The sequence below is a fragment of the Aurantimonas sp. NFXS3 genome (assembly GCF_049132005.1).
Classification (GTDB): Bacteria; Pseudomonadota; Alphaproteobacteria; order Rhizobiales; family Rhizobiaceae; genus Aurantimonas; species Aurantimonas coralicida.
In genome coordinates this window covers 144387-168230 of the sequence record NZ_JAGDDZ010000006.1, presented here as the reverse complement: position 1 = coordinate 168230, position 23844 = coordinate 144387, and the positions used below count along the sequence as shown (strand labels likewise).

Genomic DNA, 23844 nt, shown 5'->3' with positions numbered 1-23844 from the left:
GCTTGTTAAGCTTCCCGCGATAAGGTGGGTCTGCAGCGGAACTCCCCGCCGACGCCCCGAGAAATGGTCGTAGCGATGTCAGCCACAGCCCAGGCGCCCCGTTCGGAACCAGCCGAACGCAGCAGCTTCAGCCGCGTGCGGATCGATCTGCTCGGCCGCTTCATGCGCGAGGACCGGACGGAATTCCCGTGCCGGGCCGAGAACATGTCGCCGGGCGACGTCTCGGTCACCGCTTCCGTGGTGCCGGTCGAGAACGAGCGGATCATCGTCTATATCGACCATATCGGCCGGCTCGAAGGTGCGGTCTCGCGCGTCTTCGAAGGCGGATTCGACCTCGCCTTCCAGTCGACGCCGCGCAAGCGGGAGAAGCTGGCGGCCCAGCTCACCTGGTTTGCCAACCGCCACGAATTGTCGCTGCCCGAAGACCGCCGCCACGAGCGGAACGCGCCGGAAAACCCCTTCGTCGACATGGTTCTGGACGATGGCCGCCGCTACCCGGCGCAGATCATCGATCTGTCGCTCTCCGGCGCCGCAGTGACCAGCAGCATTCGCCCGGCGGTCGGTTCGCGCATCACCCTCGGCACCACGACCGGACGGATCGTGCGTCACATCGAGGACGGATTTGCGGTCGAGTTCAGCGCCGAGCGCGCCAGGCACGCCCCCAACATCGTCTAGCCCGACACCGCCAGGCCCAACCTAGCTTGGCACGGGGCCGTAGCCCGTGCTGTCGTGACAGCTGCCCCATCGGCGGCTGACCACGCTGAGTGCGACCCCGCGTTTCGGCGCGTCCGCGTAAACACGTCGGGCTCCGGCGCCGCTCTGATCCATCCGCATCCCCGACAACGCGCCCTCTTAATGGAACGCACCGCGCTCTCGGCCATTGGGTGCATGACCGCGCTCACGCGGCCGTGAGGCAGCTGTCCCGGCGTCGGTCCGACCGCAGACCACAGATGCGACAGGAGACAGGATGGCCGGGTCCGCCACCACCCCTACCCCCCATTCGGACGACGAAGGGGCGGCACGTGCCGAACGTGTCTCGAAGGTCTCGCGCCTCCCCTGGCAAACCATCGCCATCGGCCTGCTGTCGGTCATCACCTTGATCCTGGTGGGCTGGGCGCTGCAGGCGATGAGCTCGGTCGTTGTGCCCTTCATCTTCTCGATCCTGATCGCCCTCGTCGTGGCGCCGGTGGACAGCATGGTCAAGCGGCGCATGCCCCGCAGGTTCGGCTGGCTCGGCCATGTGGCCGCGATGGGGCTGATCATCGTCATCCTGTTCGTCTTCCTCGGGGGCATCTGGCTGTCGGCGCAGCGGATCTCGGACGCCTTTCCGCAGGTCTCCCAGAAGATCGAGGAGCTGGCGCCGATGATCGCGTCCGGCTCGTCGGGGAATGCCGAGGGGGCGCAAGGCGCCTCGGCGGGCGGCGGCGAGAACGCCGCCGGCGCGACCGGATCGGACGGAACCTCCGGCTCGTCGGACGTCTATGCCAGCGTGACGGACCAGTTTCGCGGCGCCGGCGGCCAGCTCGGCAGCAGGATCGCCGAATATGCGTCGAGCTACGCCAGTTCGGTCCTGAGCTCCGCCGGTTCGGCGCTGGCGGCCATGGTGCTGATCTTCTTCTTCACCCTCCTGATGCTGATCGAAGCGCCCAACTGGCGCGCCAAGGTGTGTGCGGTCGTCGATCCCGACCAGCGCAGCGGCGTGTTCGAATCGCTGGACGTCATCGCGCGCCAGCTCCGCCGCTATCTCCTCATCCGCGTCGTGCTGGGACTGCTGACCGCCGGGCTCTACGCCGCATGGCTCTGGTTCTTCGGCGTCGAGCTTCTGCTGGTCTGGGCGATCCTGGCGTTCCTTTTGAACTTCGTGCCGACCCTCGGCTCGCTCGTCGCCGGCGCGCTGCCGGTCGTCCATGTCTATGTGCAGCAGGATTTCCGCACCGCGGTGATCGTCGGCATCGGCATTCTCGTGATCGAGCAGATCATGGGCAATTACGTCGACCCGCGGGTGCAGGGGAAGCAATTGTCGGTGTCGCCGCTGGTCATCCTGCTGGTTCTGCTGGTCTGGGGCTGGGTCTGGGGTGTCGCCGGGGCGCTTCTGGCGGTGCCGGTCACGATCGGCATCATCGTGACCTGCGCCCATCTTCCGCGCCTGCGCCCCGTCGCGCTGTTCCTCAGCGACGAAACCAGCATGGACGATCTCGACGACATCGTGAGCGCGAAATGAGACCGGGTCCCGGCTGACATATCCCTGTCAGCGAATGCTGGCATTTGTCCCCCGATGACACATATCAATTCGTGGCAGCGTGGTTCGTCTATGCTGCCTTCGACGTTTCGTGAAAAAGGACTTTCGCGATGAGCAGGCATCGACAGTTTCAGGACGTTTCCGCCAACCGCGCCGTGCCGGGCACCGACACCGTAACGGGCCGCAATCGCTGGCTCGACGGCTGGAAAGGCGAACCGATGCTGGCGGAGATGCTCGACGACCCGATCGTCCAGATCCTGATGTCGCACGACCGTGTCAGCCGCGAGGAGATCGAGACGATCGCGTCGCGCCACGCGGCGTAGGACCGCCGATCCGTCACGAATCCACGACGCAGAAGAGGTCGGCAGCAGACCCCTCCGACAGACCAAAGCCGTCGCCCTGATCCTCAGGACGACGGCTTTGCTTTAACTGGCAATGGCGGGCTTTCGCTGTCCGGACTGCCTGCTGCCGGTCCGAAGTCCGTCGCGCTATTCCGCTGGATCGTCCGAACGGATCCATGCGGTGACCAGCGGTTCGGAAACCTCGTCCACCAGGCTCGCCTCCAGACGCGGAAGGCTCGTCTCCATCTGCGCATAGTCGGCTGCGGCCGCGGCCAGCCAGTCGTGCTGGATCCGCAGGGCATCGTCCGGTCCCTTACATGCGGACAGAGCGCGCATCGCCCGGCCGTCGGCAAGACAGCGCCGGCCGGCGATCTCCAGCATCTCTGCCGACAGCCGCGCGGCCGCCTGCGCGGCATGCACGCCGACCATCATCGCGGTCTGCCAGCCCTGCATCTGCAGGAACATGAGCTCGGACGGCGTCAGCCAGGCCATCGTGTCGGGTGTCGTGTTCGGGACGGTCATCGCATCGCTCCATGCGGTCGAGGGGCCAGGACGCGGCAGGACCGCTCAGATCGGCCCGACCTTCACGACCTGATAGGTATGGGTCTCGGCGCCACGCCGGATCGAGACGTATTCCCCCGGCACGAAGCGTTCCTGATCGAAGTGAAAACCGATCTCGTCATCGGCCGGCCCGGCCTCGTAGTCGAAATACCAGGTGCCGCCGGGCTTGCGCCGCAGCCGCCCGATCCGGTCGGTCTCGCCGTCCTGGAAGTGGCGCACGCGGCAGGCTGCCTGATTCGGCTTCCATTCCGCCGGATCGATCCGGCTCTCGGTGTCGAGCGGCACCAGAAGGTCATAGCCGTAGCGGCTGTCGCCGCCGGGATGGTCCTTCTCGCGGGCAAGTTCCAGCCGGACGTGGCGGAACGAGGCGGGAAAGTCTTGCGGCGTGGTCGTCATCGGGGATCTCCTTCGATCCGTCCAGCCTAGCCGCGATCGCGGACCCGACATTGATCGGCGTCAAGCGCGGGACCGATCGGCATAGATCACCGCACCGCTTCAACGATCGGCGACCCGCCGGTCGGTGCCGAGGCTAATCCGGCAATATGTCACGCGCGTCTCGCCCCGGTCGGCTGCGCTCCATCCGTTGCGCCCGCACGTCGACGGCGCGGCGGGCAGCCTCCGCAACCGGCTCCGGTTCGCCGTCCCCATCGATCCGCTCCCAGTCGATGTCGCCGGGATCGCGGGCGAGTTGCTGCCTCACGACCGCGGTCGTGGCGTCGGAAGGATCGTTCCGGCGCGCCGCCACCCGGCGCAGCATCTCGGCCGGATCGACATCGAGCCATAGGCCCTGGAAATCGGCGCCCGCGTCGCGTGCGGTTGCGGCGATGCGGCTGCGGTCGGCGGCGCGCTCGAAGGTCGCGTCCGCGACGACGCCGTGACCCAGCCTCAGGATCCGCTTGGCCTCTGCCGCCTTGGCCGCATAGACCCGCTCGGTCATGGCCGCTGTATAGGCGTCGGCCTCCAGCCGGGTTTCGGCCGACACGCCGCTGAGGCGCTTGCGAATGCGATCGCTGGACAGCGTGCGCGCGCCCGGCGCCGGGCCGATGCGCGGCGCCAGAGCGGCGGCGACGGTCGACTTGCCGGAGCCGGACAGGCCGCCGACGGCGATCAGCCGGGCCGGCCTGGGTTCGAGAAGGTCGAGCGCCAGGGCGAAATAGCGCTGGGCCTCGGCGCGGATATCGCTGGCCTGCGGCCCGGCATCCGTAAGCTGGGCGGCCCCGACATGGGCCCTGACCGCAGCGCGAACCGCCATGAAGAAGGGCAGCGCCGGCAGACCGCCCTCGTCCGCGGTCACGTCGAGATAGCGGTTGAGAACGCGATTGGCGAACTCCTCCAGCCCGCGATGCCAGAGATCCATCAACAGGAACGCCAGATCGTACAGGGTGTCGGTGGTCCCCAGTGCCTCGTCGAATTCCAGGCAGTCGAACAGCACCGGTTCGTCGTCGACGGTGCAGATGTTGCGCAGATGCAGATCGCCGTGGCACCGGCGCACCCGGCCGGCCCTCGCGCGCTCGTCCAGAAGCGGCCCGAGCCGCGCCAGCGCCTGGCGAAACCGATGATTAAAGCTTGCGGTCTCCTCGGCGCCGAACAGATCGGTCGCGGCGAACGCTGCCTCGTTGATGTCGAGGACCGCTGCCATCCGCGTGGCGCCGTGCGGCGCGGGGTCGGGCGGGATCGTCTCGTGGAACGCCGCGATGGTCCGGGCGAGGCGATCCATCAGCGGACCGGTCAGCGTGCCTTCCATGGCGCGCCGGTCGAAAAGTCCGTCCGCGTCGAAGCGGCGCATATCGACGACCGCGTCGACGAGCTCGCCGCCGCCATCGAGGACGAGACCGCCGCCGGGCTCCCGCGTGATCCTGCAAACGGCGCAGTAGAGCTGCGGTGCCGTGCGTCGGTTGAGGTCCAGTTCGCGTTCGCAGGCTGCGAGTCGCAGGGCGGGCGTGGAAAAGTCCACATAGGGTCGCCTGACCGGACGCTTGAGCTTCACGGCCGTCTCACCACCCAGCAGCACGATGGAGATATGGGTGGTGACGGTCTCGATCCGTTCGGCCGGAACGCCGGCGAAGAGCTTAGAGCGGATGCATTCGAGAATCGCGTCGTCGGCTTCGTGCATGACGCCCCGCCTTTCCGGCAGCCGATCCGGCTGCGTGCGCCGTTGCCTCGCCCGGATCAGATCGCCCCGCATTGATCGGCGTCAAGGCGGGGCGGCCCGCGCGGTGGTGGGATGCCGCGACAGGTACACACCGGGAGACGACGATGACGCGATCGACATCCATGCGGGGACGGCTGGCACTGATGGCCATGGCGGTGGCGGGCCTTGCCCTGCTGCCATCCGCAGCCAAGGCACAGGACCTCGCACAGATCGCCAACGGCCAGCGTTTCCTCGAAACCAACTGCGCCCGTTGCCACGCCATCGCGCGGACCGGCACCAGCCCGCATCCGCAGGCACCGGCGTTCCGCACGCTCTCGCAGAGCTATCCCATCGCCAGCCTCGAGGAGGCGCTGGTGGAAGGCCTGTGGACCGGGCATCCCGACATGCCGGAGTTCATCTTCGGCCCCGGACAGGCCCGGGCGATCATCGCCTATATCGAGAGCATCCAGGACTAGCCATAAAACGGGCGGCGGCCGGCGCCCCCGGCAGCGCTCGCCTCAAGCGTCGGCGCTCCTGTCGAATTCGATGGTGACATGCGCGGTCTCGGAGAAGTCCTCCGTCCGGTCGGCGCGGAAACCGAGATCGCGGGCCATCTGCAACATGGTGACGTTCTCGCGCAGCACCTCGCCATAGACGCGGTGCAGGCCGCGCTTGCGGCCATAGGCGAGGATCTCCGACAGGAGCCGGTAGCCGAGCCCCCGCCCCTTCATGTCCGAGCGCACCAAAACGGCGAATTCGGCCGCCTCGTTCTCCGGGTCGGAGACGAGGCGTGCGACACCGTAGATCGGCCCCTGCCCGTAGGCACTGCCCGGCTCGACCGCGACCAGCGCCATCTCGCGGTGGTAGTCGATCTGCGAGAACCGTGCGGCGGTCTGGTGCGGCAGCGCCTTCATCGGGGCCATGAAGCGCAGCCGCAGATCCTCCTGCGTACAGCGCGCCACCATCTCGACCAGCGGTTCCTCGTCCTCCGGCCGGATGGGCCGCAGCACGAAGCGTTCGCCATTGCGCAGTTCGACGGCGCGTTCCAGCTCGCGCGGATAGGGCCGGATCGATGGCGCCACCCGCGCTGTGCCCGCCGCATGCAGCGAGATGCGGGCGTCGAGTGCCAGGACACCCTCGGCGTCGGCGAGCAGCGGATTGATGTCGAGTTCGGCGACATCCGGTAGATGCACCGCCAGTTCGGACAGGCGCACCAGAACATCGGCCAGGGCATCGAAGGCGACCGGCGCCACATCGCGATACCCTGCCAGCAGCTTGGAGATCCGCGTGGCGCGGATCATCTCACGCGCCAGGACGGAATTGAGCGGCGGCAGGCCGATGGCGCGATCGCCGATCACCTCCGCCGCCTTGCCGCCTCGGCCGAACAGGATCACCGGGCCGAAGGTCGGGTCCGGCGCGATGCCGGCGATCAGCTCGTAGGCGCCGTCGCGCACGATCATCGGCTGAACGGTGAAGCCGTCGATACGCGCACGCGGGGCGTATGCTCGCACCGCCACCAGCATCGCCTCGGCGCTCTCGCGCATCTCCTCAGCCGAGCCGATATTCAGACGCACCCCGCCGGCATCGGATTTGTGGGAGATCTCGGCCGAAACGATCTTCAGGACGGCTGGGGCCCCGACCGCCTCGAAACAGGCGACGGCGCCGTCCACATCGCTCGCCATGCGAGTGGTCACGGTCGGGATTCCGAAGGTCGCCAGCAGCCGCTTGGCTTCGTACTCGCTCAGGATCGTCCGGCCATCCTGGCGGACGGTCTCGATCAGCGCCTGCGCGCTCGCGATATCCTCGTGGCCGATGGCAACGCCGGCCGACGGCGTTTCGAGAAGAAGCTCCTGATTGCGTTTGTATTCGACAAGATGGGTGAAGGCGCGGATCGCCTTTTCGGGGCTGTCGAAGGTCGCAACCTTCTCGGCAGCGAAGAGGTCGCGCACCGGGGCCGCGGAGGTGCCGCCGAGCCAGTTGGTGAGTACGGGAAACCGCGGACGCCGCTTGGCGATCGCGGCGACCCGGCGGCCGGCCTCCATACCGTCGGCAACGGCGGTCGGGCAATTGATGACGAGGATCGCGTCGCTCTCGCGCTCCTTCATCAGGATGTCGAGCGCGGCGCCGTAGCGCTCGGGCGTGGCGTCGCCGATGATGTCCACCGGGTTGGCGCGCGACCAGGTCGACGGCAGCACGCCGTCGAGTGCGGCGATGCCGGCGTCGCTGAGTCTGGCCAGCCGCCCACCGTCGGATTCCAGCGCATCGACGGCCAGGACGCCGGCGCCGCCGCCATTGGTGAGGATGGTCAGCCGGTCGCCGGAGATGCGGACCCCGCTGGCCAGCGTCGCCGCGGCTTCGAACAATTCCTCGATCTCGCGCACCCGCAGGATGCCGGCGCGTCGGAACGCGGCGTCGTAGACGACGTCCGAACCGGCCAGTGCGCCGGTGTGGGATTGCGCGGCCCGCGCGCCCGCCGCGCTGCGCCCGGCCTTGATCACCAGCACCGGCATGGAGCGGGCCGCCAGCCGCGCCGCCGACAGGAATTTCTGCGCCTCGGTGACGTTCTCGACATAGAGCAGGATCGAGCGGGTCGTCCGGTCGGTCGCCAGATAGTCCAGCATGTCGCCGAAATCGACGTCGGACATGTCGCCGACGGACAGGAGATGGGAGAAGCCGATGCGGCGCTCGTCGGCCCAGTCGATGACTGAGGTCAGCATGGCACCGGACTGGCTGACCAGCGCGATGTCGCCGGCCCGCGGCATGAGATGGGCGAAGCTGGCGTTGATACCCGCGGCCGGCGAGATCAGGCCAAGGCAGTTCGGCCCGACGATCCGCATGAGATGGGGGCGCGCGGCGTCCAGCACCTGCTGGCGCAGGGTGGCGCCATCCACCGTCTCGCCGAGGCCGGCCGAAATGACGATGGCGGCGCAGCAACCGCGCTTGCCCAGCGCCGCGATGATGCCGGGCACCGTGCGCGCCGGCGTGGCGATCACGGCGAGGTCCGGCACCTCGGGCAGCGTCTCCACCGAGCGATGGCATTGCCGGCCGTGGATCTCGCGCGCATGCGGATTGACCAGCATGATACGGCCGGCAAAGCCGCCGGAGACCAGATTGTCGACCAGCACCGAGCCGACCGATCCCGGCTCGTTGCTGGCGCCGATCAGCGCGATCGAACGCGGCGCGAACAGCGCGTCGAAATTGCGGATGCTCATGCGGCGCCGGCCGTTCGCGCGCCTCGGGTCTGGGTCATGATCGTCCGTCCCTGTGCCGCCAAACTCGCGTCAACGGCGAGGAACATACCATGCCGGAGCCACCGCTTCTAAGGCTGGATGGCGACCTTCAGGACACCGTCGCGCTGATGCGAGAAGAGATCGTAGGCTTCCTCGATCTCGTCGAGCTTGTAACGATGGGTCACCAGGGGCGTCGTGTCGAGGCGCTGCGACGCGATGACATCCATCAGCCGGCGCATGCGCTCCTTGCCGCCCGGGCATAGGGTGGTGACGATCTTGTTGTCGCCGATGCCGGCGCTGAAGGCGTCGAGCGGGATGGTGAGATCGTTGGAATAGACGCCGAGCGAAGACAAGGTGCCACCCGGGCGCAGAACCCGCAGGGCGGCCTCGAAGGTCTCCTGCCGGCCAAGCGCCTCGATCGACACGTCGACGCCGCGGCCATCGGTCAGGCGCATGATCTCGGCGACAACATCTCCCTTGGTGAAGTCGACGACGTGGTCGGCGCCCATCTTGCGGGCGATCTCCATGCGCTCGGGCACGGAGTCTACCCCGATGATCGTGGTGGCGCCCATCAGCCGCGCGCCGGCCGTGGCGCAGAGGCCGATCGGTCCCTGGGCGAACACCGCGACGGTGTCGCCGATCCGCACGGTCCCGCTTTCGGCGCCGGAAAAACCCGTCGACATGATGTCGGGACACATCAGGACCTGCTCGTCGGTGAGCCCGTCCGGGATCGGCGCCAGATTGACCATGGCGTCGGGCACCAGCAGATATTCGGCCTGGGCCCCGTCGATGGTGTTGCCGAAGCGCCAGCCGCCCATCGGCTGGAAACCGTGCCTGGTGCCGGGACCATCCTGCGAATGGCAGCCGCACAGGCAGGCATTGCTGTAGCCACTGGGCGAGATCGCCCCGGCGATGACCCGCTGGCCCTCGCGGTAGCCCTGCACGGCGGAACCGAGCTTCTCGATCACCCCCACCGGCTCGTGGCCGATCGTCAGCCCGCGCTCGACCGGATATTCGCCCTTGAGGATATGCACGTCGGTGCCGCAGATCGTCGTCGTGGTGATCCGCACCAGCGCGTCGAGGGGGCCGACGTCGGGAATCGGCTTCTCATCCAGCACGATCCGGTTCGGTTCGACGAAGATCGCCGCTTTCATCATGGCCATCGGTCTCAACCTTGCATTCGTTACGGGAACTGCGTGTGTCGGACGAAACCGCCTGCCGGGCGGTCAGCCCATGGCGCGACCGGGGCCGGCCGCAGCCGGCGACGGGGTCACGATCCGGGCGGGCAGACCTGCCGCGTGGCGCGGCCGCTCGACCTTCAGCCTCACAGCCTGTCCGAGCCGCGTCACGCGCTCGGCGTCGGCGAAGGCCGAGCGCAGGGCATCCAGCCGACGGTGGAACCGGCCGTGGGGCGAATGGCAGAAACTGACCTGCCAGCCCTCGCCGCACGGCTCGATGCTGTATTCCAGATGACCGTAATGCATCGCGCGTCTCCGGAAGGATCGTCAGCGTGACAGGAGCAGCGGGACGTCGCAGCGGCTCAGGAGCTCGCGCGTCACGCCGCCCAGCAGCATCTCGCGCAGGCGGGAATGGCCATAGGCGCCGACGACGATCAGGTCTGCGGCGAGGCTCTCCGCCTCCTTCATCAGGGCATCGGCGGGATGGCGCCAGTTCGGCAGTTCGCGGGTCTCCACCGTCACGCCGTGGCGATCGAGATGGCGGGCCATGTCGGCCATCGGCTCCAGATGCCGCTGCTCGGTCGCGCCATCCTCGACGACACTCGCCAGAACGACGAGCTTGGCCTGCTTGAGGAAGGGCAGCGCCGCTGCCACCGCATGGGCGCATTCGGGCGAATCCCGCCAGCCGACGACGACCGTCTCCGGTGCGGCGAAGCTGCGCTTGGGCGCGGGCGGCACGACCAGCGCCGCCGCACGGGCATTGAAGAGGATCGCCTCGACCACCTGGCCGCTCAGGGCATGCTTGCCGCTCTGCTGGACCAGCACGAACAGATCCGTCGTGCCGGCAAGCCGTTCGGCAGCGGCCGACAGATGACCGAAGCTGCCGTCCGAGCGCCGCAGGCCATAGGGGACTGCGACACGATCCAGTCGCTGGCGCAGCTTCTGCTCGGCGGCATCGCCAGTGTCCTTGCCGACCTTGAAGAGCTCGGCCACCAGCATGTCGGAGCCCGGCCCCGCCGGCACGCCGGTGATGTGGATATGGTTGGCGAGCATGCATTCGAGATGGGCGCCGAATGCGCTGGCGATCGTTTCGGCATAGTCGATGGCGACTTCGTCCGACGGCGACCCGTCGAGATAGACCGCCAGGTCCGCGATGGGGGATTTGTGCATGGGATGACCCTTTGCCCGAGTTGCGATCGCGACGGCGTTCGACATGCCGTCAGAGTGCCGGCCGGACGCAGTCCCCGCCTTGATCGAGGTCAAGGCCCTGAACACGTCCGCGCCCGCTCGCAATTCGGCGCCTCATGCCTCTCGAAATCAAGCGGCATGACGCCAGGTCTGGCGGATGAAGATCGCCAGTTTCAACATCAACGGGGTCAATGGCCGCCTGCCCGTGCTGCTGCGCTGGCTCGCCGAGGCCGAACCCGACGCGGTCTGCCTGCAGGAGCTGAAGGCGCCGGACGAGAAGTTTCCGATCGACGCCATCCGCGAGGCCGGCTACGGCGCGATCTGGCATGGGCAGAAGAGCTGGAACGGCGTCGCGATCCTCGCCCGCGGCACCGACCCGCTCGAGACGCGGCGCGGCCTGCCCGGCGACGACGACGACCATCAGAGCCGCTATCTGGAAGCGGCGGTGAAAGGCGTTCTGATCGGCTGCCTGTATCTGCCCAACGGCAACCCGGCGCCGGGCCCGAAATTCGACTACAAGCTGCGCTGGCTGGAACGCTTCGCAGGCCATGCCGCCGAGCTCGTGGCGACCGGCGCACCGGTGGTGCTGGCCGGTGACTACAACGTCATCCCGACCGAGCTGGACGTCTACAAGCCGGAGCGCTGGGTGGACGACGCGCTGTTCCGGCCGGAGGTGCGCGAAGCGTTCCACCGCCTTCTCGACGCCGGCTGGACCGACGCGATCCGCAGCCTGCAGCCGGAGGCCACCATCTATACCTTCTGGGACTATCTGCGGAACGCCTGGGGCCGCGATGCCGGGCTGCGGCTGGACCATCTGCTGCTGAGCCCCAACCTCGCCCCACGATTGCTGGCCGCCGGCGTCGACCGCGATGTGCGCGGCTGGGAGAAGGCCAGCGACCACGCGCCGGTCTGGATCGAGATCACCGACGCGGAGGCGGGCACCAAACGGCGTGCAACGCGTTCTTCGAAACGCCGGCCGAAGGAGTGACGATGTGACGGAAGACGACCCTTACGATCTGGAGCGCTTCGTGGCCGCGCAGGCACCGGTCTACGCGCAAGCGCTCGGCGAATTGCAGGCAGGGCGCAAACGCAGTCACTGGATGTGGTTCGTGTTTCCGCAATTGCAGGGTCTCGGCCATTCCGACATGGCCCGGCATTTCGGCATCGCGTCGCTCGAGCAGGCCCGCGCCTATCTCCACCATCCCGTGCTGGGGCCCCGGCTCGTCGACTGCACCAAGGCGGTTCTGGCGCATGGCGACCGGTCACTCGGCGCGATCTTCGGCGCGCCCGACGACATGAAGTTCGGCTCGTCGATGACCCTGTTCGCCCATGCGGCGGGCGACGACCCGTCCGTCTTCCGGGACGCCCTCGCTTTGTTCTGCAACGGCCGCGAGGACCAGGCGACGCTGCGGCTGCTCGGGATCGCCGGCTGACGATCCCCTTGCCGGCCTTCAGCGTTCGCCGCGCCGATAGGGCTGCATCAGCGCCTGTGGCACCCGAGCGCGCCGCGCCATCACCACCAGCGCGACGATCGACAGCAGGTACGGCATCATCAGGAACATCTGATACGGGATCGCCTTGCCGAACTCGGTCTGCAGCCGCAGCTGGTAGGCGTCGAACAGGGCGAAGAGGATGGCGCCCAGCAGGGCCCGTCCCGGCCTCCAGGTGGCGAAGACGACAAGCGCGATGCAGATCCAGCCGCGTCCCTGGATCATGGTCGGGAAGAAGCTGTTGAAGGCCGACAGGGTGAGGAATGCGCCGCCGACGCCCATCAGGGCGCTGCCGGCCACCACCGCGCCGATGCGGATTGCGATCGGGTCGACGCCCTGCGCTTCGGCCGCATGGGGATTCTCGCCGGTCATGCGGATTGCCAAACCCAGCGGGGTCCGGGCCAGCACATAGGCCATCACCGCCGCCACCAGCAGCGCCAGATAGGTGGGCGCGGTCTGGGTGAAGAGCGCGTCGCCGACGATCGGCAGGTCGGACAGCACCGGCACGTGCAGCGGCTGGAACGGCTCGATGGTCGGAGGCGTGCCCTGCAGCGGCACGACCAGCCGGAAGATGAAATAGCTCAGGCTCGACGCCAGCAGCGTGATCCCGAGCCCGGTGACGTGCTGCGACAGGCCCAGCGGCACCGTCATCAGCGCGTGCAGCAGGCCGAAGGCCGCGCCGCCCAGCGCCGCCGCGAACAGGCCCATCCACAGATTGCCGCCCTCGAAGACCGTCAGCCAGCCGATCATGGCGCCGAAGCTCATGATGCCCTCGATGCCGAGATTGAGCACGCCGGCGCGCTCGCACAGGAGCGCGCCGAGCGTGCCGAAGATCAGCGGCGTCGCGATGCGCAGCACCGCTTCCCACATGCCAGCGGAGGCGAAGATGTCGAGCGCGGCACTCATCGGCGGATCCGGTAGGCAGTGAAGAGCAGCGCAACCAGCATGGTCAGCAGCGACAGGGCGACGGTCACGTCGGCAATGAAGCTGGGCACGCCGAGCGCCCGGCTCATGGAGTCGGAGCCGACGAACATCATCGCCGCAAAGAGCGCAGCGGCGACCACGGCCAGCGGCTGAAGATTGGCGAGCATCGCCACGATGATGCCGGCATAGCCGTAGCCGGGCGACAGGTCCGTCGTGACGTAGCCCTTCACGCCGATCACCTCTATCGCCCCGGCGAGCCCGGCGAGCCCGCCCGACCAGCAGGCGACCTTGACCAGCGTGCGGCCCAGCGGCACGCCGGCAAAGCGTGCGGCGGCTGGGTTCAGCCCGGCCGCCCGCGATTCCAGCCCGTAGGCGGTGCGCGACTGGACGACATGGACGACGATGGCGACCACGACGGCGATCAACAGGCCGACATGCAGCCGCGACCGCTCCAGCAGTTTTGGCAATTGGGCGTCAGTGACCACCGGGACGGATTGCGGCCAGCCGAAGGCCAGCGGGTCCTTCATCGGCCCCTCGATCATCATCGACACGAAGAGCAGGACGACGAAGTTGAGGAGCAGCGTCGTCACCACTTCATCGACGCCGAAGCGCAGCCGGAGCGCGAGCGGCACGAGGAGCAGCATCATGCCCGCCAGCGCCCCGGCGATCATCACCGCCGGGATCAGGGCGATACCGGGGAGGCCGGCCAGACCCAGCTGCGAGCCGAGGAAGGCCGCGGTCAGCGCGCCGACATAGAGCTGGCCCTCAGCGCCGATGTTCCAGACCTTGGCCCGGAAGGCGACCGCCACGGCAAGGCCGGTGAGGATCAGCGGTGTCGTGCGCGTCAGCGTTTCGGTCAGCGCGAGGCGCGAGCCGAAGGCCCCCTGCACGATCCGGGCATAGGCTTCCAGCACCGGCGCTCCGGCCAGCGCGATCAACACGCCGGACAGCGCGAGCGCGACCAGTACGGCGAGGATCGGCGCGACCACCATCAGTGTCGCGGGACGGCTGTCCCGACGTTCCAGACGCATCAGGCGGCCTCATGGGGGGCGACGGCCCATTCGCCGGCCATCATCAGGCCAAGACGGCGGGCGTCGAGGGATTCGATCGGCACCGGCTCCGACAGGCGCCCGCCGACAATGGCCTGCACCCGGTCGGCCAGCGCCAGGACTTCGTCGAGATCTTCAGAGATCAGCAGAACACCCGCTCCTGCGTCCCGGGCGGCGAGGATCTCGCCATGGACGGCCGCGATGGCGCCCTCGTCGAGACCGCGGGTGGGCTGGGCCGCGACGAGAACCTTGGGGGACCCAGCCAGGTTGCGACCGAAGATCAGCTTCTGCATGTTGCCGCCGGACAGAAGCCGCGTGCGACTGTCGGCCGATCCGCCGCGAATGTCGAAACGGTCGATGACGTCGGCGGCAAAGGCGCGCGCCGTCGATTGCCGGACGAAGCCGCCCTTCGAGAAGGGAGCGTCGCGCACACGTTCGAGAATGGCGTTCTCCCAGATCGCCAGTTCGCCGATGGCGCCTTCGGTGTTGCGGTCCTCGGGAATGCGGCCGACACCGCGGCGCACGAGGTCGCGCGGCGACAGCGTGGACGTCTCCTCGCCCAGCACCGACAGACCGCCGGCATCCGGCGCGACGAGCCCGGACACCAGATGGGCGAGCGTCGCCTGGCCGTTGCCGGAGACGCCGATGATGCCCAGCGTCTCGCGCTCGCGCAGGTAAAAGCTGACATTGGAGAGGCGTTTCGCGCCACCCACCGTAACGCTGACGTCCCAGGCCGCCAGCACCGTGTCGCCCGGTACCGAAGCGGCGCGGACCGGGCGCGTCACGCGGCGGCCGACCATCAGCTCGGCCAGTTCCTCCTTGGAGGTCGCCGCGGTGACCCGCTCGGCGACCATCCGCCCGGCGCGCAGCACCAGCACGCGGTCGGCGGCTGCCATGACCTCGTGCAGCTTGTGGGAGATGAAGATCAGCGACAGCCCTTCGGCCGCCATCACCCTGAGCGTCTTGAAGAGGGTCTCCGCCTCCGGCCGGGTCAGCACCGCCGTCGGCTCGTCGAGGATCAGGATCTTCGCGTCGTTGTAGAGCGCCTTCAGGATCTCCACCCGCTGCTGCTCGCCGACGGACAGATCGCCGACACGCTTGTCCGGGTCGACGACAAGGCCGAAACGCTCGGCGAGGCTTGCCAGCTTGCGCCGCGCGGCGGCCTTGCCCGAGCGCCAGCGCAGCAACGGCTCGGTGCCGGTCATGACGTTTTCAAGGACGGTGAGATTCGGCGCCAGGGTGAAATGCTGATGCACCATGCCGACGCCGGCCGCGATGGCGGCGCGCGGCCGGCCAAGCGGCAGTTCCTCGCCGGCCACGAGAACCCGCCCGGCATCCGGCACATAGTGGCCGAACAGGATGTTCATCAGCGTCGTCTTGCCGGCGCCGTTTTCGCCGAGCAGCGCGACGAGTTCGCCGCGGCGAAGGGTCAGGCTGACGTCGTCATTGGCCGCGAAGTCGCCGAAGCGCTTGGTGATGTGTTCGAGGGACAGGACGGCGGTCATACGGTCTCACTCCCGCCGTTCCGCAATGACCGGCCGCCTGACGGATGCCGGCCGGCCGCGCGGACAACACCGCGGGGACCGGCCGGATCGTCGGGGCCGTCGCAGTTCGGCGAACGGGCTGGCATGCGTTTTCGCAGATCAGGTCGGTTCGGCGAAGTCGATGACCACTTCGAACTCGCCGGCCTTGATCGCGGCGCGGCGCTCTTCCATCGCCGCGACCGCCTCGGCCGGGACCATGGACTCGGCGAAGACGATGTCGTTCCCGCCTTTCTGCATCATGCTGTAGGGCGTGTAGTTCTTGCCAGTGCCGTTCTTGGCCTCGGTGTCGGCGATGGCCGCGTCGAGGATCGGCCGGAAGTACCACATGGCGTTCGCGAAGACAGTCTCGGGGTAGCGCTCGGTATAGTCGGTCAACGACCCGATCGCCTTGATGCCGCGCTCCTTGGCGGCGTCGGCCGTGCCGATGCGCTCGCCGAACAGGATGTCGGCGCCGGCGTCGATCTGGGCGAGGCCCGCCTCGCGCGCCTTCGGCGGATCGAAGAAGGTGCCGATGAAGCCGATCAGGTGCTTGGCATCCGGACGCACCGAATCAACGCCGGCCCGGAAGCCATTGATCAGCATGTTGACTTCGGGGATCGGGATCGCCCCAACCGCGCCGAAGATGCCGCTCTCGCTCATCTTGCCGGCGAGCATGCCGGCGAGATAGGCGCCCTCGTGATTCCAGGTGCCGAAGGTGCCGAAATTGTCGCCGGTCGGCTCGCCGCTGGAGCCCATCAGGAACATGGTGTCGGGATAGTCCGCCGCGACCTGCCGTGCCTCGGTCTCCACCGCATAGGCCTCGCCGACGATTAGCTGGGCGCCCTGCTCGGCATATTCGCGCATGGCGCGGGCGTAGTCGGTGCCGCTGACGCCTTCGGAGAACACATACTCGATGGCGCCGTCCTCGGCGGCCTGGACCATCGCCGCATGCAGGCGCGAGTTCCAAGCATTCTCCACCGGCGAGGCATGAATGCCCGCCACCTTCAGCGGCGTCTGCGCGAAGGCGCGCGGCATGCTCAGTGCGAGGCCGACACCGGCGCTGCCCAACAGAAAACCGCGCCGACCGATCCGACCTGACTTCAGCATGAAATTCCCCAACGATCCCGAATGAAACAGGCCGCGATTTGACGACCTGCACAATTCCTTGTCAACCGCGCAGCCCGCACAGCAAACAATCAGCCAACAGATGAATCGCTCTGCGGCGCATAAGCCGCCGGGTCGACCGTCACGGCACGGCCCGGCAGCGTGAGCTGGCTCAGGCGCGGCTCTGCCCGTGCGATCACCTTGCCGCCGCGCACCACGGCAAGCCGGGTTGCCTTCAGCCGGATCGCCTCGATCGGGTCGGCCGCCTGCAGCAGCACGCAATCGGCCCGGTTGCCGACCGCCAGCCCGTAGCCCTCCAGCCCCATGATCTTCGCAGAATTGACCGTGACCGCGTCGAAGCAGGCACGGATGGCGTCGCGCGAGGTCATCTGGCCGACATGGACCGCCATATGCGCCACCTCCAGCATGTCGCCCGAGCCGAGCGAGTACCAGGGGTCCATCACGCAGTCATGGCCGAAGCCGACATTGATTCCCGCCGCCATCAGCTCGGGCACCCGGGTCATGCCCCGGCGCTTCGGATAAGTGTCGTGGCGGCCCTGCAGCGTGATGTTGATCAGCGGATTGGGGATCACGTGCAGCCCGGATTCGGCGATCAGCGCGATCAGCTTGGACACGTAGTAATTGTCCATCGAATGCATCGAGGTCAGATGCGAGCCGGCGACACGCCCCTCAAGGCCATGGCGCACCGTCTCGGCCGCCAGCGTCTCGACATGGCGCGACAGCGGGTCGTCGGATTCGTCGCAATGCATGTCGACCCGCAGGCCGCGCTCGGCGGCGATGCGGCAGAGCGCGCCGACCGATTCCGTGCCGTCGGCCATGGTGCGTTCGAAATGCGGAATGCCGCCGACGATGTCGACGCCCATGTCCAGTGCCCGTTCGAGGGACGCGGCACCGCCCGGCGTGCGCAGATAGCCGTCCTGCGGAAAGGCGACGAGCTGCAGGTCGATATAGGGCTTCACCCGATCGCGCACCTCCAGAAGCGCCTCGGCGGTGACGAGCCGCGGATCGGAGGTGTCCACATGGCTGCGGATCGCCAGAAGGCCCTGCGAGACCGCGAGGTCGCAATAGCGCATCGCCCGTTCGACCAGTGCATCCTTGGTCAGCAGCGGCTTCAACTCGCCCCAGAGCGTGATGCCCTCCAGAAGCGTGCCCGAGCGGTTCATCCGCGGCAGGCCCAGCGACAGGGTCGCGTCCATGTGAAAATGCGGATCGACGAAGGGCGGCGACACCAGCCGTCCGCCGGCATCGATCACCTCGCCCGCCTCGCCGGCGATCGCCGGTTCGATGGCGGCAATCCGGTCGCCCGTCACGGCGATGTCGACGCCGGTGCGGCCGTCGGGCAGGTGGGCATTGCGGATGATCAGATCGAACATCGGGCGGCGGATCCTTTCGCTTCGTCCTGGCGCCCGTTTTGCTGCGAGCGCGCCGCGATGTCGATGGGGTCAGCGGCGGCTTGCTGTACGAAACCCACAGGCTAGGCTAACAATGCCGGACCGACGCCCGGCCGGAACCCGCGCGCCGGCAGCTTGCAGGCGCCGCTGCGCTCCGGAAGCCTTGCGGAGACCATGGCGGATGCGGAGTCATGATGTGCCGATGACGCCGCCATGAACATTCCCAACATCGTCGTCCTGATCGCCACGCTCGTCGCCTTCGGCGCCCTGGCGCGGCCGCTGGCCACGCGGCTGCGGCTGCCGGTCTCGATCCTCCTGGCGCTGGGCGGCGCCAGCCTCGGCTTTGCCAGTCTCTATTCCCTCGATCATCCCGGCACGCTGCTGCCGGTCGACCTTGCCGCGCTGATCACCGACCTGCCGGTGGGCTCCAGCCTGTTTCTCTATGTCCTCCTGCCGACGCTGATCTTCCAGAGCGCGCTGGTGGTCGACATGCAGCGGGTCCGCGAGGATCTGCTGCCGATCATCCTCCTCGCCCTCGTCGCGGTCCTGGCGGCGACCTTCGGTGTGGCGCTGGCCCTGTGGCCGATCGCCGGCATGCCGCTTCTCGCCTGCCTGCTGCTGGCCTCCTTGGTGGCGACGACCGATCCCGTGGCGGTCATCGCCATCTTCCGCGATGTCGGCGCGCCGGACCGGCTGACCCGCCTGGTCGAGGGCGAGAGCCTGTTCAACGACGCGCTGGCGATCTCGCTGTTCCTGATCTTTTCCGCCGCGATCGTCGCGCCCGGCTCGGTGACGGTGACCGGCGCCGCCCTGAACCTTCTGCTGCTGCCGATCGGTGGCGGGCTGTTCGGCTATCTGATGGCGCGTCTCTATCTCCAGCTGCTCCGGTTGATCGGCGACGATCAGGTGACGGCGGTCTCGCTCAGCCTCGCCCTGCCCTATCTGTCGTTCTGGATCGCCGAGCATGTGCTGCAGGTCTCGGGCATCATCGCCGTCGCCACCGCCGGCGTCGCGCTTGCCAGCCTGTCGCCGGCGCGGGTCACCCGCGAGCTCTGGCGCCATCTCGACGACACCTGGCAGCAGCTGGCCTCCTGGGCGGCGATTCTGGTCTTCGTGCTCACCTCGCTGCTTGTGCCGCAGATGATGATGGACCTGTCGCCCTTCGACTTCCTCCTGATGCTCGTCATCTTCGCCGCGACGCTGGCGACCCGGGCCCTGGTGCTGTTCGGTCTCATGCCGCTGCTCAGCCAATACGGGTTGTCGTCCAAGGTCTCCCGGCCCTATCGGCTGGTGGTGCTGTGGGGCGGCCTGCGCGGATCGATGACCCTGACCCTGGCGCTTGCGGTCAGCGAGAACGACGCCGTGCCCCGCCCGGTCGCCGCCTTCGTGGTGACGCTGGCCACCGGCTACACGCTGATGACACTGTTCGTGCAGGGCACCACGCTTCGCCCATTGATCCGGGGGCTGGGCCTCGACCGGCTGTCGGGCATCGACCGGGCGATCCGCGACCTTGCGCTCAGCGTCACCTCGGCACGGGTTGCGCGCTTTTCCGGCGAGATGGCGCAGCGCTTCGGCGGCACCGACGCACCGGGCGATGCCGAGAGCGTCAATACGGCCGTCGCCGCGGCCGAGCCTGCCGCGACGAGCCCGTCGGATACCCTGTCCCTCGACGGACGCACGGCCATCGCCCTCGTCTCGCTGACCGCGCGCGAGCGCGAAATGGTCCTCGATCATTTCGCCAACGGCATGCTGGCGCCGCGGATCGCCCGGCGCCTCACCTCCGACACGCGGCGGCGGCTGGAAATGGCGCGCCATGGCGGCGTCGAAGGCTATCGCGCGGCCAATGCCGAGGAGACACGCTTCCTGTGGTCGGACCGGGTGGCGTTCCTGATCCAGCGCCGGCTCGGTCGCAGCCGGATGTTGTCGAAACGCCTGGCCCTGCGCTTCGAGAAGCTGGTGGAAATCTCGCTGGTGCTGGGCAGGCTGCGCGCATTCGCCACCAGCGAGTTGCAGCCGGTCCTCGGCGAGGAGACGATTGCCGCCGTCATGGCAGTCCTCGACGAGCGGCAGGCGCAGATCGACCGGGAGATCGACGCGGTCCGGTTGCAATATCCCGCCTATGTCGCCGAACTCGAACGCTGCTTCGTCCTGCGGGCCGCCCGGGCCATCGAGATCGCCGAGATCCGACGACTGCGCCAGTCCGGCGTCATCAGCAAGGAGATCGAGCGCGACGTGTATCGCAGCGTCGCGCGGCGCCCCGACCTGACGACGCTCAGCCCGCCACTGGATCTCGGGCTGGACACACGCCTCCTGATCGACCGCACAGAGATCTTCGCAGCGCTTGCCGACCGCGAGCGCGACGACCTGGCACGGTTGATGACGCCGTTCCTGGCCGCGCCCGGCATGCGGATCGTCTCGCGCGGCGAAGTCGGCGACGCGGCCTATTTCATCTCGTCGGGTGCGGTGGAGGTCGATACCGGCACGCATATCGTCCGGCTCGGTCGCGGCGACATCTTCGGCGAGATGGCGCTGATCCTCGACATGCGGCGGCAGGCCGACGTGACGGCGATCGCCTACAGCACGATGCTGCGCCTGGCGCGCACCGATTTTACGCGCTTCGTGTCCCTGCACCCGAAACTGCGGGCCCGGATCGAGGCGATTGCCCGCAGCCGGCATGCCGACAATGCGAAAGGCTGACAGCCCCGCAGCGGAGCCATGCGTGGCGGAACCTTCGGCCCGCCGGACTCGATCGCTGCGAGCTTTTCTCGGTAGCCGGTTCCGTATCGGCGAACGATCGCGTTGGGGCCACGTTCATGTTTCCCGCCCGCGGCTCCCGCGGCGGCAACGATCTCAACAAGGAACCGAACCGTGAGCGAAGTCCTGTCGACGACCCTGCCCGACGATCTGGAAGAGCGGGTGAAGACCCTTCTGCAGCGCGCCTGCGACCGATCCCTGACGATCGCGACGGCCGAAAGCTGCACTGGCGGCCTTTTGGCCTCTGTCTTCACCGACGTGGAGGGCTGCTCGCGGGCCTTCGACAGCGGCTTCGTGACCTATACCGACGAGGCCAAGATCCGGATGCTGGGCCTGCCGCGCCAGCTTCTCGAGGAGAACAACGCCGTCTGCCGCCCGGTCGCTCTGGCCATGGCCGAGGGGGCACTGGACAAGTCCCTCGCCGACATCACTGTTTCCACCACGGGCTTTGCCGGCCCGGCCGGCGAGGATGACGAACCGGGGCTCGTGCATTTCGCCTGTGCCCGACGCGGGCGCGAGACGCGGCACCGCGAAGAGCATTTTGGCGATATTGGCCGTGGACCGACCCGCATCGCTTGCTTACGAACGGCACTGGATATGCTCGAGGAGATGATGGATTGAGTTTGCAAAGCCTTCGAGACCGTTCCTTCTATGCGCTGCACCGGCACGGCTTCGTCCGCGTCGGTGTCGCGACGCCCGGTGTCTTCATCGCCGATCCGGCCCGCAATGCCGCGGCGACGATCCGCGCGGCGGAAGACGCGGACAAGGAGGGCGTCGATCTCCTGGTGTTCCCGGAGCTCGGCCTCTCCGCCTATGCGATCGACGACCTACATCTGCAGGATGCCCTGCTCGACGGCGTCGAAGCCGCCATCGCCACCGTCTGCGAACGCAGCCGCGAGCTGCGCAGCGTATTGCTCGTTGGCGCGCCGCTGCGGCGCAACGGCCGGCTCTACAATTGTGCAGTCGCCATCGCCCGGGGGCGCATTCTGGGCGTCGTGCCGAAGCTGTTCCTGCCCAATTACCGGGAATATTACGAAAAGCGCTGGTTCGCCTCGGGCGCCGGCATGATCGGCCTCGACATCACCGTCGCGGGCCAGGAGGCGCCGTTCGGCATCGACCTTCTATTCGAAGCCTCGGACCTGCCCGGCTTCGTCTTCCATACGGAGATCTGCGAGGATTATTGGGCGCCAACGCCTCCCTCGACGGACGGAGCGCTGGCCGGCGCCCGCATCCTCTGCAATCTCTCGGCCTCCAACATCGTCGTCGGCAAGTCCGCCGACCGGCATCTTCTCTCGGCATCGCAGTCGATGCGCTGCGTCGCCGCCTATGTCTATTCGGCCGCCGGACGCGGCGAGAGCACCACCGATCTCGCCTGGGACGGCCAGGGCTCAATCTACGAACTGGGCGACCTCCTTGCCGAATCCGAACGCTTTGCCGATGCCGGACAGCTGATCGTCGCCGATGTCGATGTCGGGCGTATCGGCCAGGAACGGTTGCGCACCCCCACCTTCAACGACGCGGCGGCGCTCCGCGGCCATCCGGAGACGGCGTTCCGGACGGTGCGCTTCGCCCATGAGCCGGCCTTCGAGGATCTCGGCCTGCGCCGCCCGGTCCGGCGCTTCCCCTATGTGCCAAACAATCCCGAACGGCTGCACCAGGATTGCTACGAGGCCTTCAACATCCAGGTCGAGGGCCTGCGCCGGCGCTTCGAGGCGACGCCCGGCGACCACATGGTCATCGGCGTGTCCGGCGGGCTGGATTCCACCCATGCGCTGATCGTGGCGGCCAAGGCCTGCGACCAGATGGGCCTGCCGCGCTCGACCATTCTCGGCTTCACCATGCCGGGCTTTGCCACCGGCGACGCGACCAAGGCGAACGCGCTGGCGCTGATGAAGGCCCTCGGCACGGGCTGCGAGGAGATCGACATCCGTCCCGCCGCGCGGCAGATGCTCGGCGACATGGGCCATCCCTTCGCGGGCGGCGAGCCGGTCTATGACGTCACCTTCGAGAACGTGCAGGCGGGCCTGCGCACCGACTATCTCTTCCGCCTCGCCAACCAGCGCAGCGGCTTTGTCATCGGCACGGGCGACCTGTCCGAGCTGGCGCTCGGCTGGTGCACCTATGGCGTCGGCGACCAGATGAGCCACTATTCGGTCAATCCGGGCGTGCCGAAGACGCTGATCCAGTATCTGATCCGCTGGGTCGTGCGCACCGAGCAGTTCGATGCCGAGACCGGCAAGCTCCTGACCGCGATCCTCGACACCGAGATCTCGCCCGAGCTGGTGCCGGCGGATGCCGAGGGCGGCATGCAGAGCACGCAGGACAAGATCGGCCCCTACGAGCTGCACGATTTCTTCCTGTTCCACACCATGCGCTACGGGCGGGCACCGTCAAAGACGGCGTTCCTTGCCTGGCATGCCTGGAAACAGGCCGATGCGGGCCTCTGGCCGATCGAGTTTCCCGAAGAAGCGCGCAACCAGTACGACCTCAAGACGATCGCAAGATGGCTGGAGAGCTTCCTATTCCGCTTCTTCCAGACGTCGCAGTTCAAGCGGTCGGCCATGCCGAACGGGCCGAAGGTCTCGGCCGGCGGCAGCCTGTCGCCGCGCGGCGACTGGCGCGCACCCTCCGACGGAACGGCGGATGCCTGGATCGCCGAACTGAAGGCCTCCTTGCCGCAGGACCTGGGCTGAGCGGCACAGGCGGCAGCGTGCCGATCC

The 23844-nt window shown here is 68.0% G+C and carries 21 protein-coding genes; 9 read left to right on the top strand and 12 right to left on the bottom strand.

The features are described from left to right. Positions 1-75 precede the first annotated feature (75 nt). From J3367_RS17095 to J3367_RS17085, 3 genes are all read left to right on the top strand, one after another. A complete protein-coding gene (locus tag J3367_RS17095) occupies positions 76-675 on the top strand; it encodes a PilZ domain-containing protein (RefSeq protein ID WP_051141604.1) in 600 nt (199 codons plus the stop codon). Between the two features lie 292 nt (positions 676-967). Beyond that, positions 968-2221, top strand: a complete 1254-nt coding sequence (locus tag J3367_RS17090) for an AI-2E family transporter (protein ID WP_421461835.1) — start codon at positions 968-970, stop codon at positions 2219-2221. 128 nt (positions 2222-2349) lie between these two features. After that, on the top strand, positions 2350-2562 hold the full coding sequence (locus J3367_RS17085) for a hypothetical protein (RefSeq protein WP_024351191.1): 213 nt from the start codon (positions 2350-2352) through the stop codon (positions 2560-2562). A gap of 165 nt (positions 2563-2727) precedes the next feature. On the opposite strand, the gene J3367_RS17080 is transcribed toward J3367_RS17085, so the two are convergent. The 3 genes from J3367_RS17080 to J3367_RS17070 form a co-directional block, all read right to left on the bottom strand. Further along, a complete protein-coding gene (locus J3367_RS17080) occupies positions 2728-3102 on the bottom strand; it encodes a hypothetical protein (RefSeq protein WP_024351190.1) in 375 nt (124 codons plus the stop codon). Between the two features lie 45 nt (positions 3103-3147). Continuing rightward, a complete protein-coding gene (locus J3367_RS17075) occupies positions 3148-3537 on the bottom strand; it encodes a hypothetical protein (RefSeq protein WP_024351189.1) in 390 nt (129 codons plus the stop codon). A 133-nt stretch (positions 3538-3670) separates the two neighbouring features. After that, positions 3671-5254: an AAA family ATPase gene (locus tag J3367_RS17070; protein WP_024351188.1), complete on the bottom strand. Its 1584-nt coding sequence runs from the start codon at positions 5252-5254 to the stop codon at positions 3671-3673. Between the two features lie 143 nt (positions 5255-5397). Between J3367_RS17070 and J3367_RS17065 the strand changes: the two genes are divergently transcribed. After that, complete coding sequence (locus J3367_RS17065) at positions 5398-5748, top strand: c-type cytochrome (RefSeq protein WP_081651935.1); 351 nt, start codon at positions 5398-5400, stop codon at positions 5746-5748. A gap of 42 nt (positions 5749-5790) precedes the next feature. Here J3367_RS17065 and J3367_RS17060 read toward each other — a convergent pair whose 3' ends face one another. The 4 genes from J3367_RS17060 to J3367_RS17045 form a co-directional block, all read right to left on the bottom strand. Then, positions 5791-8484, bottom strand: a complete 2694-nt coding sequence (locus tag J3367_RS17060) for a bifunctional acetate--CoA ligase family protein/GNAT family N-acetyltransferase (RefSeq protein ID WP_024351186.1) — start codon at positions 8482-8484, stop codon at positions 5791-5793. 107 nt (positions 8485-8591) lie between these two features. After that, positions 8592-9665, bottom strand: a complete 1074-nt coding sequence (locus J3367_RS17055) for an NAD(P)-dependent alcohol dehydrogenase (RefSeq protein WP_024351185.1) — start codon at positions 9663-9665, stop codon at positions 8592-8594. Between the two features lie 63 nt (positions 9666-9728). Next, a complete protein-coding gene (locus J3367_RS17050; protein ID WP_024351184.1) occupies positions 9729-9986 on the bottom strand; it encodes a hypothetical protein in 258 nt (85 codons plus the stop codon). A gap of 21 nt (positions 9987-10007) precedes the next feature. After that, entirely contained in the window at positions 10008-10850 is an 843-nt protein-coding gene (locus J3367_RS17045) for a universal stress protein (protein ID WP_024351183.1), read from the bottom strand. A 175-nt stretch (positions 10851-11025) separates the two neighbouring features. Between J3367_RS17045 and xth the strand changes: the two genes are divergently transcribed. Both xth and J3367_RS17035 read left to right on the top strand, forming a co-directional pair. Next, a complete protein-coding gene (gene xth / locus J3367_RS17040) occupies positions 11026-11856 on the top strand; it encodes an exodeoxyribonuclease III (protein ID WP_024351182.1) in 831 nt (276 codons plus the stop codon). Positions 11857-11860: 4 nt separating this feature from the next. Continuing rightward, the gene (locus tag J3367_RS17035) at positions 11861-12301 is read left to right on the top strand and encodes a DUF1810 domain-containing protein (protein WP_024351181.1); all 441 of its coding nucleotides are present in this window, start codon (positions 11861-11863) and stop codon (positions 12299-12301) included. 18 nt (positions 12302-12319) lie between these two features. On the opposite strand, the gene J3367_RS17030 is transcribed toward J3367_RS17035, so the two are convergent. The 5 genes from J3367_RS17030 to J3367_RS17010 all read right to left on the bottom strand — a co-directional run bounded on the left by J3367_RS17030 (position 12320) and on the right by J3367_RS17010 (position 18352). Beyond that, the gene (locus tag J3367_RS17030) at positions 12320-13264 is read right to left on the bottom strand and encodes an ABC transporter permease (RefSeq protein ID WP_024351180.1); all 945 of its coding nucleotides are present in this window, start codon (positions 13262-13264) and stop codon (positions 12320-12322) included. After that, the gene (locus J3367_RS17025; protein ID WP_024351179.1) at positions 13261-14313 is read right to left on the bottom strand and encodes an ABC transporter permease; all 1053 of its coding nucleotides are present in this window, start codon (positions 14311-14313) and stop codon (positions 13261-13263) included. The genes J3367_RS17030 and J3367_RS17025 overlap by 4 nt, the downstream gene beginning before the upstream one ends. Further along, the gene (locus J3367_RS17020; RefSeq protein WP_024351178.1) at positions 14313-15836 is read right to left on the bottom strand and encodes an ABC transporter ATP-binding protein; all 1524 of its coding nucleotides are present in this window, start codon (positions 15834-15836) and stop codon (positions 14313-14315) included. Before J3367_RS17020 ends, J3367_RS17025 begins: the two co-directional genes overlap by 1 nt. Positions 15837-15974: 138 nt before the next feature. Next, a complete protein-coding gene (locus J3367_RS17015; protein WP_024351177.1) occupies positions 15975-16961 on the bottom strand; it encodes a BMP family protein in 987 nt (328 codons plus the stop codon). A gap of 89 nt (positions 16962-17050) precedes the next feature. Further along, entirely contained in the window at positions 17051-18352 is a 1302-nt protein-coding gene (locus tag J3367_RS17010; RefSeq protein ID WP_024351176.1) for an amidohydrolase family protein, read from the bottom strand. Between the two features lie 231 nt (positions 18353-18583). Between J3367_RS17010 and J3367_RS17005 the strand changes: the two genes are divergently transcribed. The 3 genes from J3367_RS17005 to J3367_RS16995 all read left to right on the top strand — a co-directional run bounded on the left by J3367_RS17005 (position 18584) and on the right by J3367_RS16995 (position 23817). Further along, complete coding sequence (locus tag J3367_RS17005; RefSeq protein WP_421461828.1) at positions 18584-21067, top strand: cation:proton antiporter; 2484 nt, start codon at positions 18584-18586, stop codon at positions 21065-21067. A gap of 171 nt (positions 21068-21238) precedes the next feature. Then, positions 21239-21745, top strand: a complete 507-nt coding sequence (locus J3367_RS17000) for a CinA family protein (protein WP_024351174.1) — start codon at positions 21239-21241, stop codon at positions 21743-21745. Continuing rightward, entirely contained in the window at positions 21742-23817 is a 2076-nt protein-coding gene (locus J3367_RS16995; RefSeq protein ID WP_024351173.1) for an NAD(+) synthase, read from the top strand. The genes J3367_RS17000 and J3367_RS16995 overlap by 4 nt, the downstream gene beginning before the upstream one ends. Positions 23818-23844: the final 27 nt, after the last annotated feature.

Coding starts and splice junctions, on each gene's coding strand:
- J3367_RS17020 (WP_024351178.1), bottom strand. CDS start 15,836: ATGACCGCCGTCCTGTCCCTCGAACACATCACCAAGCGCTTCGGCGAC.
- J3367_RS17065 (WP_081651935.1), top strand. CDS start 5,398: ATGACGCGATCGACATCCATGCGGGGACGGCTGGCACTGATGGCCATG.
- J3367_RS17055 (WP_024351185.1), bottom strand. CDS start 9,665: ATGGCCATGATGAAAGCGGCGATCTTCGTCGAACCGAACCGGATCGTG.
- J3367_RS17085 (WP_024351191.1), top strand. CDS start 2,350: ATGAGCAGGCATCGACAGTTTCAGGACGTTTCCGCCAACCGCGCCGTG.
- xth (WP_024351182.1), top strand. CDS start 11,026: ATGAAGATCGCCAGTTTCAACATCAACGGGGTCAATGGCCGCCTGCCC.
- J3367_RS17075 (WP_024351189.1), bottom strand. CDS start 3,537: ATGACGACCACGCCGCAAGACTTTCCCGCCTCGTTCCGCCACGTCCGG.
- J3367_RS17005 (WP_421461828.1), top strand. CDS start 18,584: ATGAACATTCCCAACATCGTCGTCCTGATCGCCACGCTCGTCGCCTTC.
- J3367_RS17060 (WP_024351186.1), bottom strand. CDS start 8,484: ATGAGCATCCGCAATTTCGACGCGCTGTTCGCGCCGCGTTCGATCGCG.
- J3367_RS17045 (WP_024351183.1), bottom strand. CDS start 10,850: ATGCACAAATCCCCCATCGCGGACCTGGCGGTCTATCTCGACGGGTCG.
- J3367_RS17090 (WP_421461835.1), top strand. CDS start 968: ATGGCCGGGTCCGCCACCACCCCTACCCCCCATTCGGACGACGAAGGG.
- J3367_RS17070 (WP_024351188.1), bottom strand. CDS start 5,254: ATGCACGAAGCCGACGACGCGATTCTCGAATGCATCCGCTCTAAGCTC.
- J3367_RS17095 (WP_051141604.1), top strand. CDS start 76: ATGTCAGCCACAGCCCAGGCGCCCCGTTCGGAACCAGCCGAACGCAGC.
- J3367_RS17080 (WP_024351190.1), bottom strand. CDS start 3,102: ATGACCGTCCCGAACACGACACCCGACACGATGGCCTGGCTGACGCCG.
- J3367_RS17025 (WP_024351179.1), bottom strand. CDS start 14,313: ATGCGTCTGGAACGTCGGGACAGCCGTCCCGCGACACTGATGGTGGTC.
- J3367_RS17050 (WP_024351184.1), bottom strand. CDS start 9,986: ATGCATTACGGTCATCTGGAATACAGCATCGAGCCGTGCGGCGAGGGC.
- J3367_RS17015 (WP_024351177.1), bottom strand. CDS start 16,961: ATGCTGAAGTCAGGTCGGATCGGTCGGCGCGGTTTTCTGTTGGGCAGC.
- J3367_RS17030 (WP_024351180.1), bottom strand. CDS start 13,264: ATGAGTGCCGCGCTCGACATCTTCGCCTCCGCTGGCATGTGGGAAGCG.
- J3367_RS17010 (WP_024351176.1), bottom strand. CDS start 18,352: ATGTTCGATCTGATCATCCGCAATGCCCACCTGCCCGACGGCCGCACC.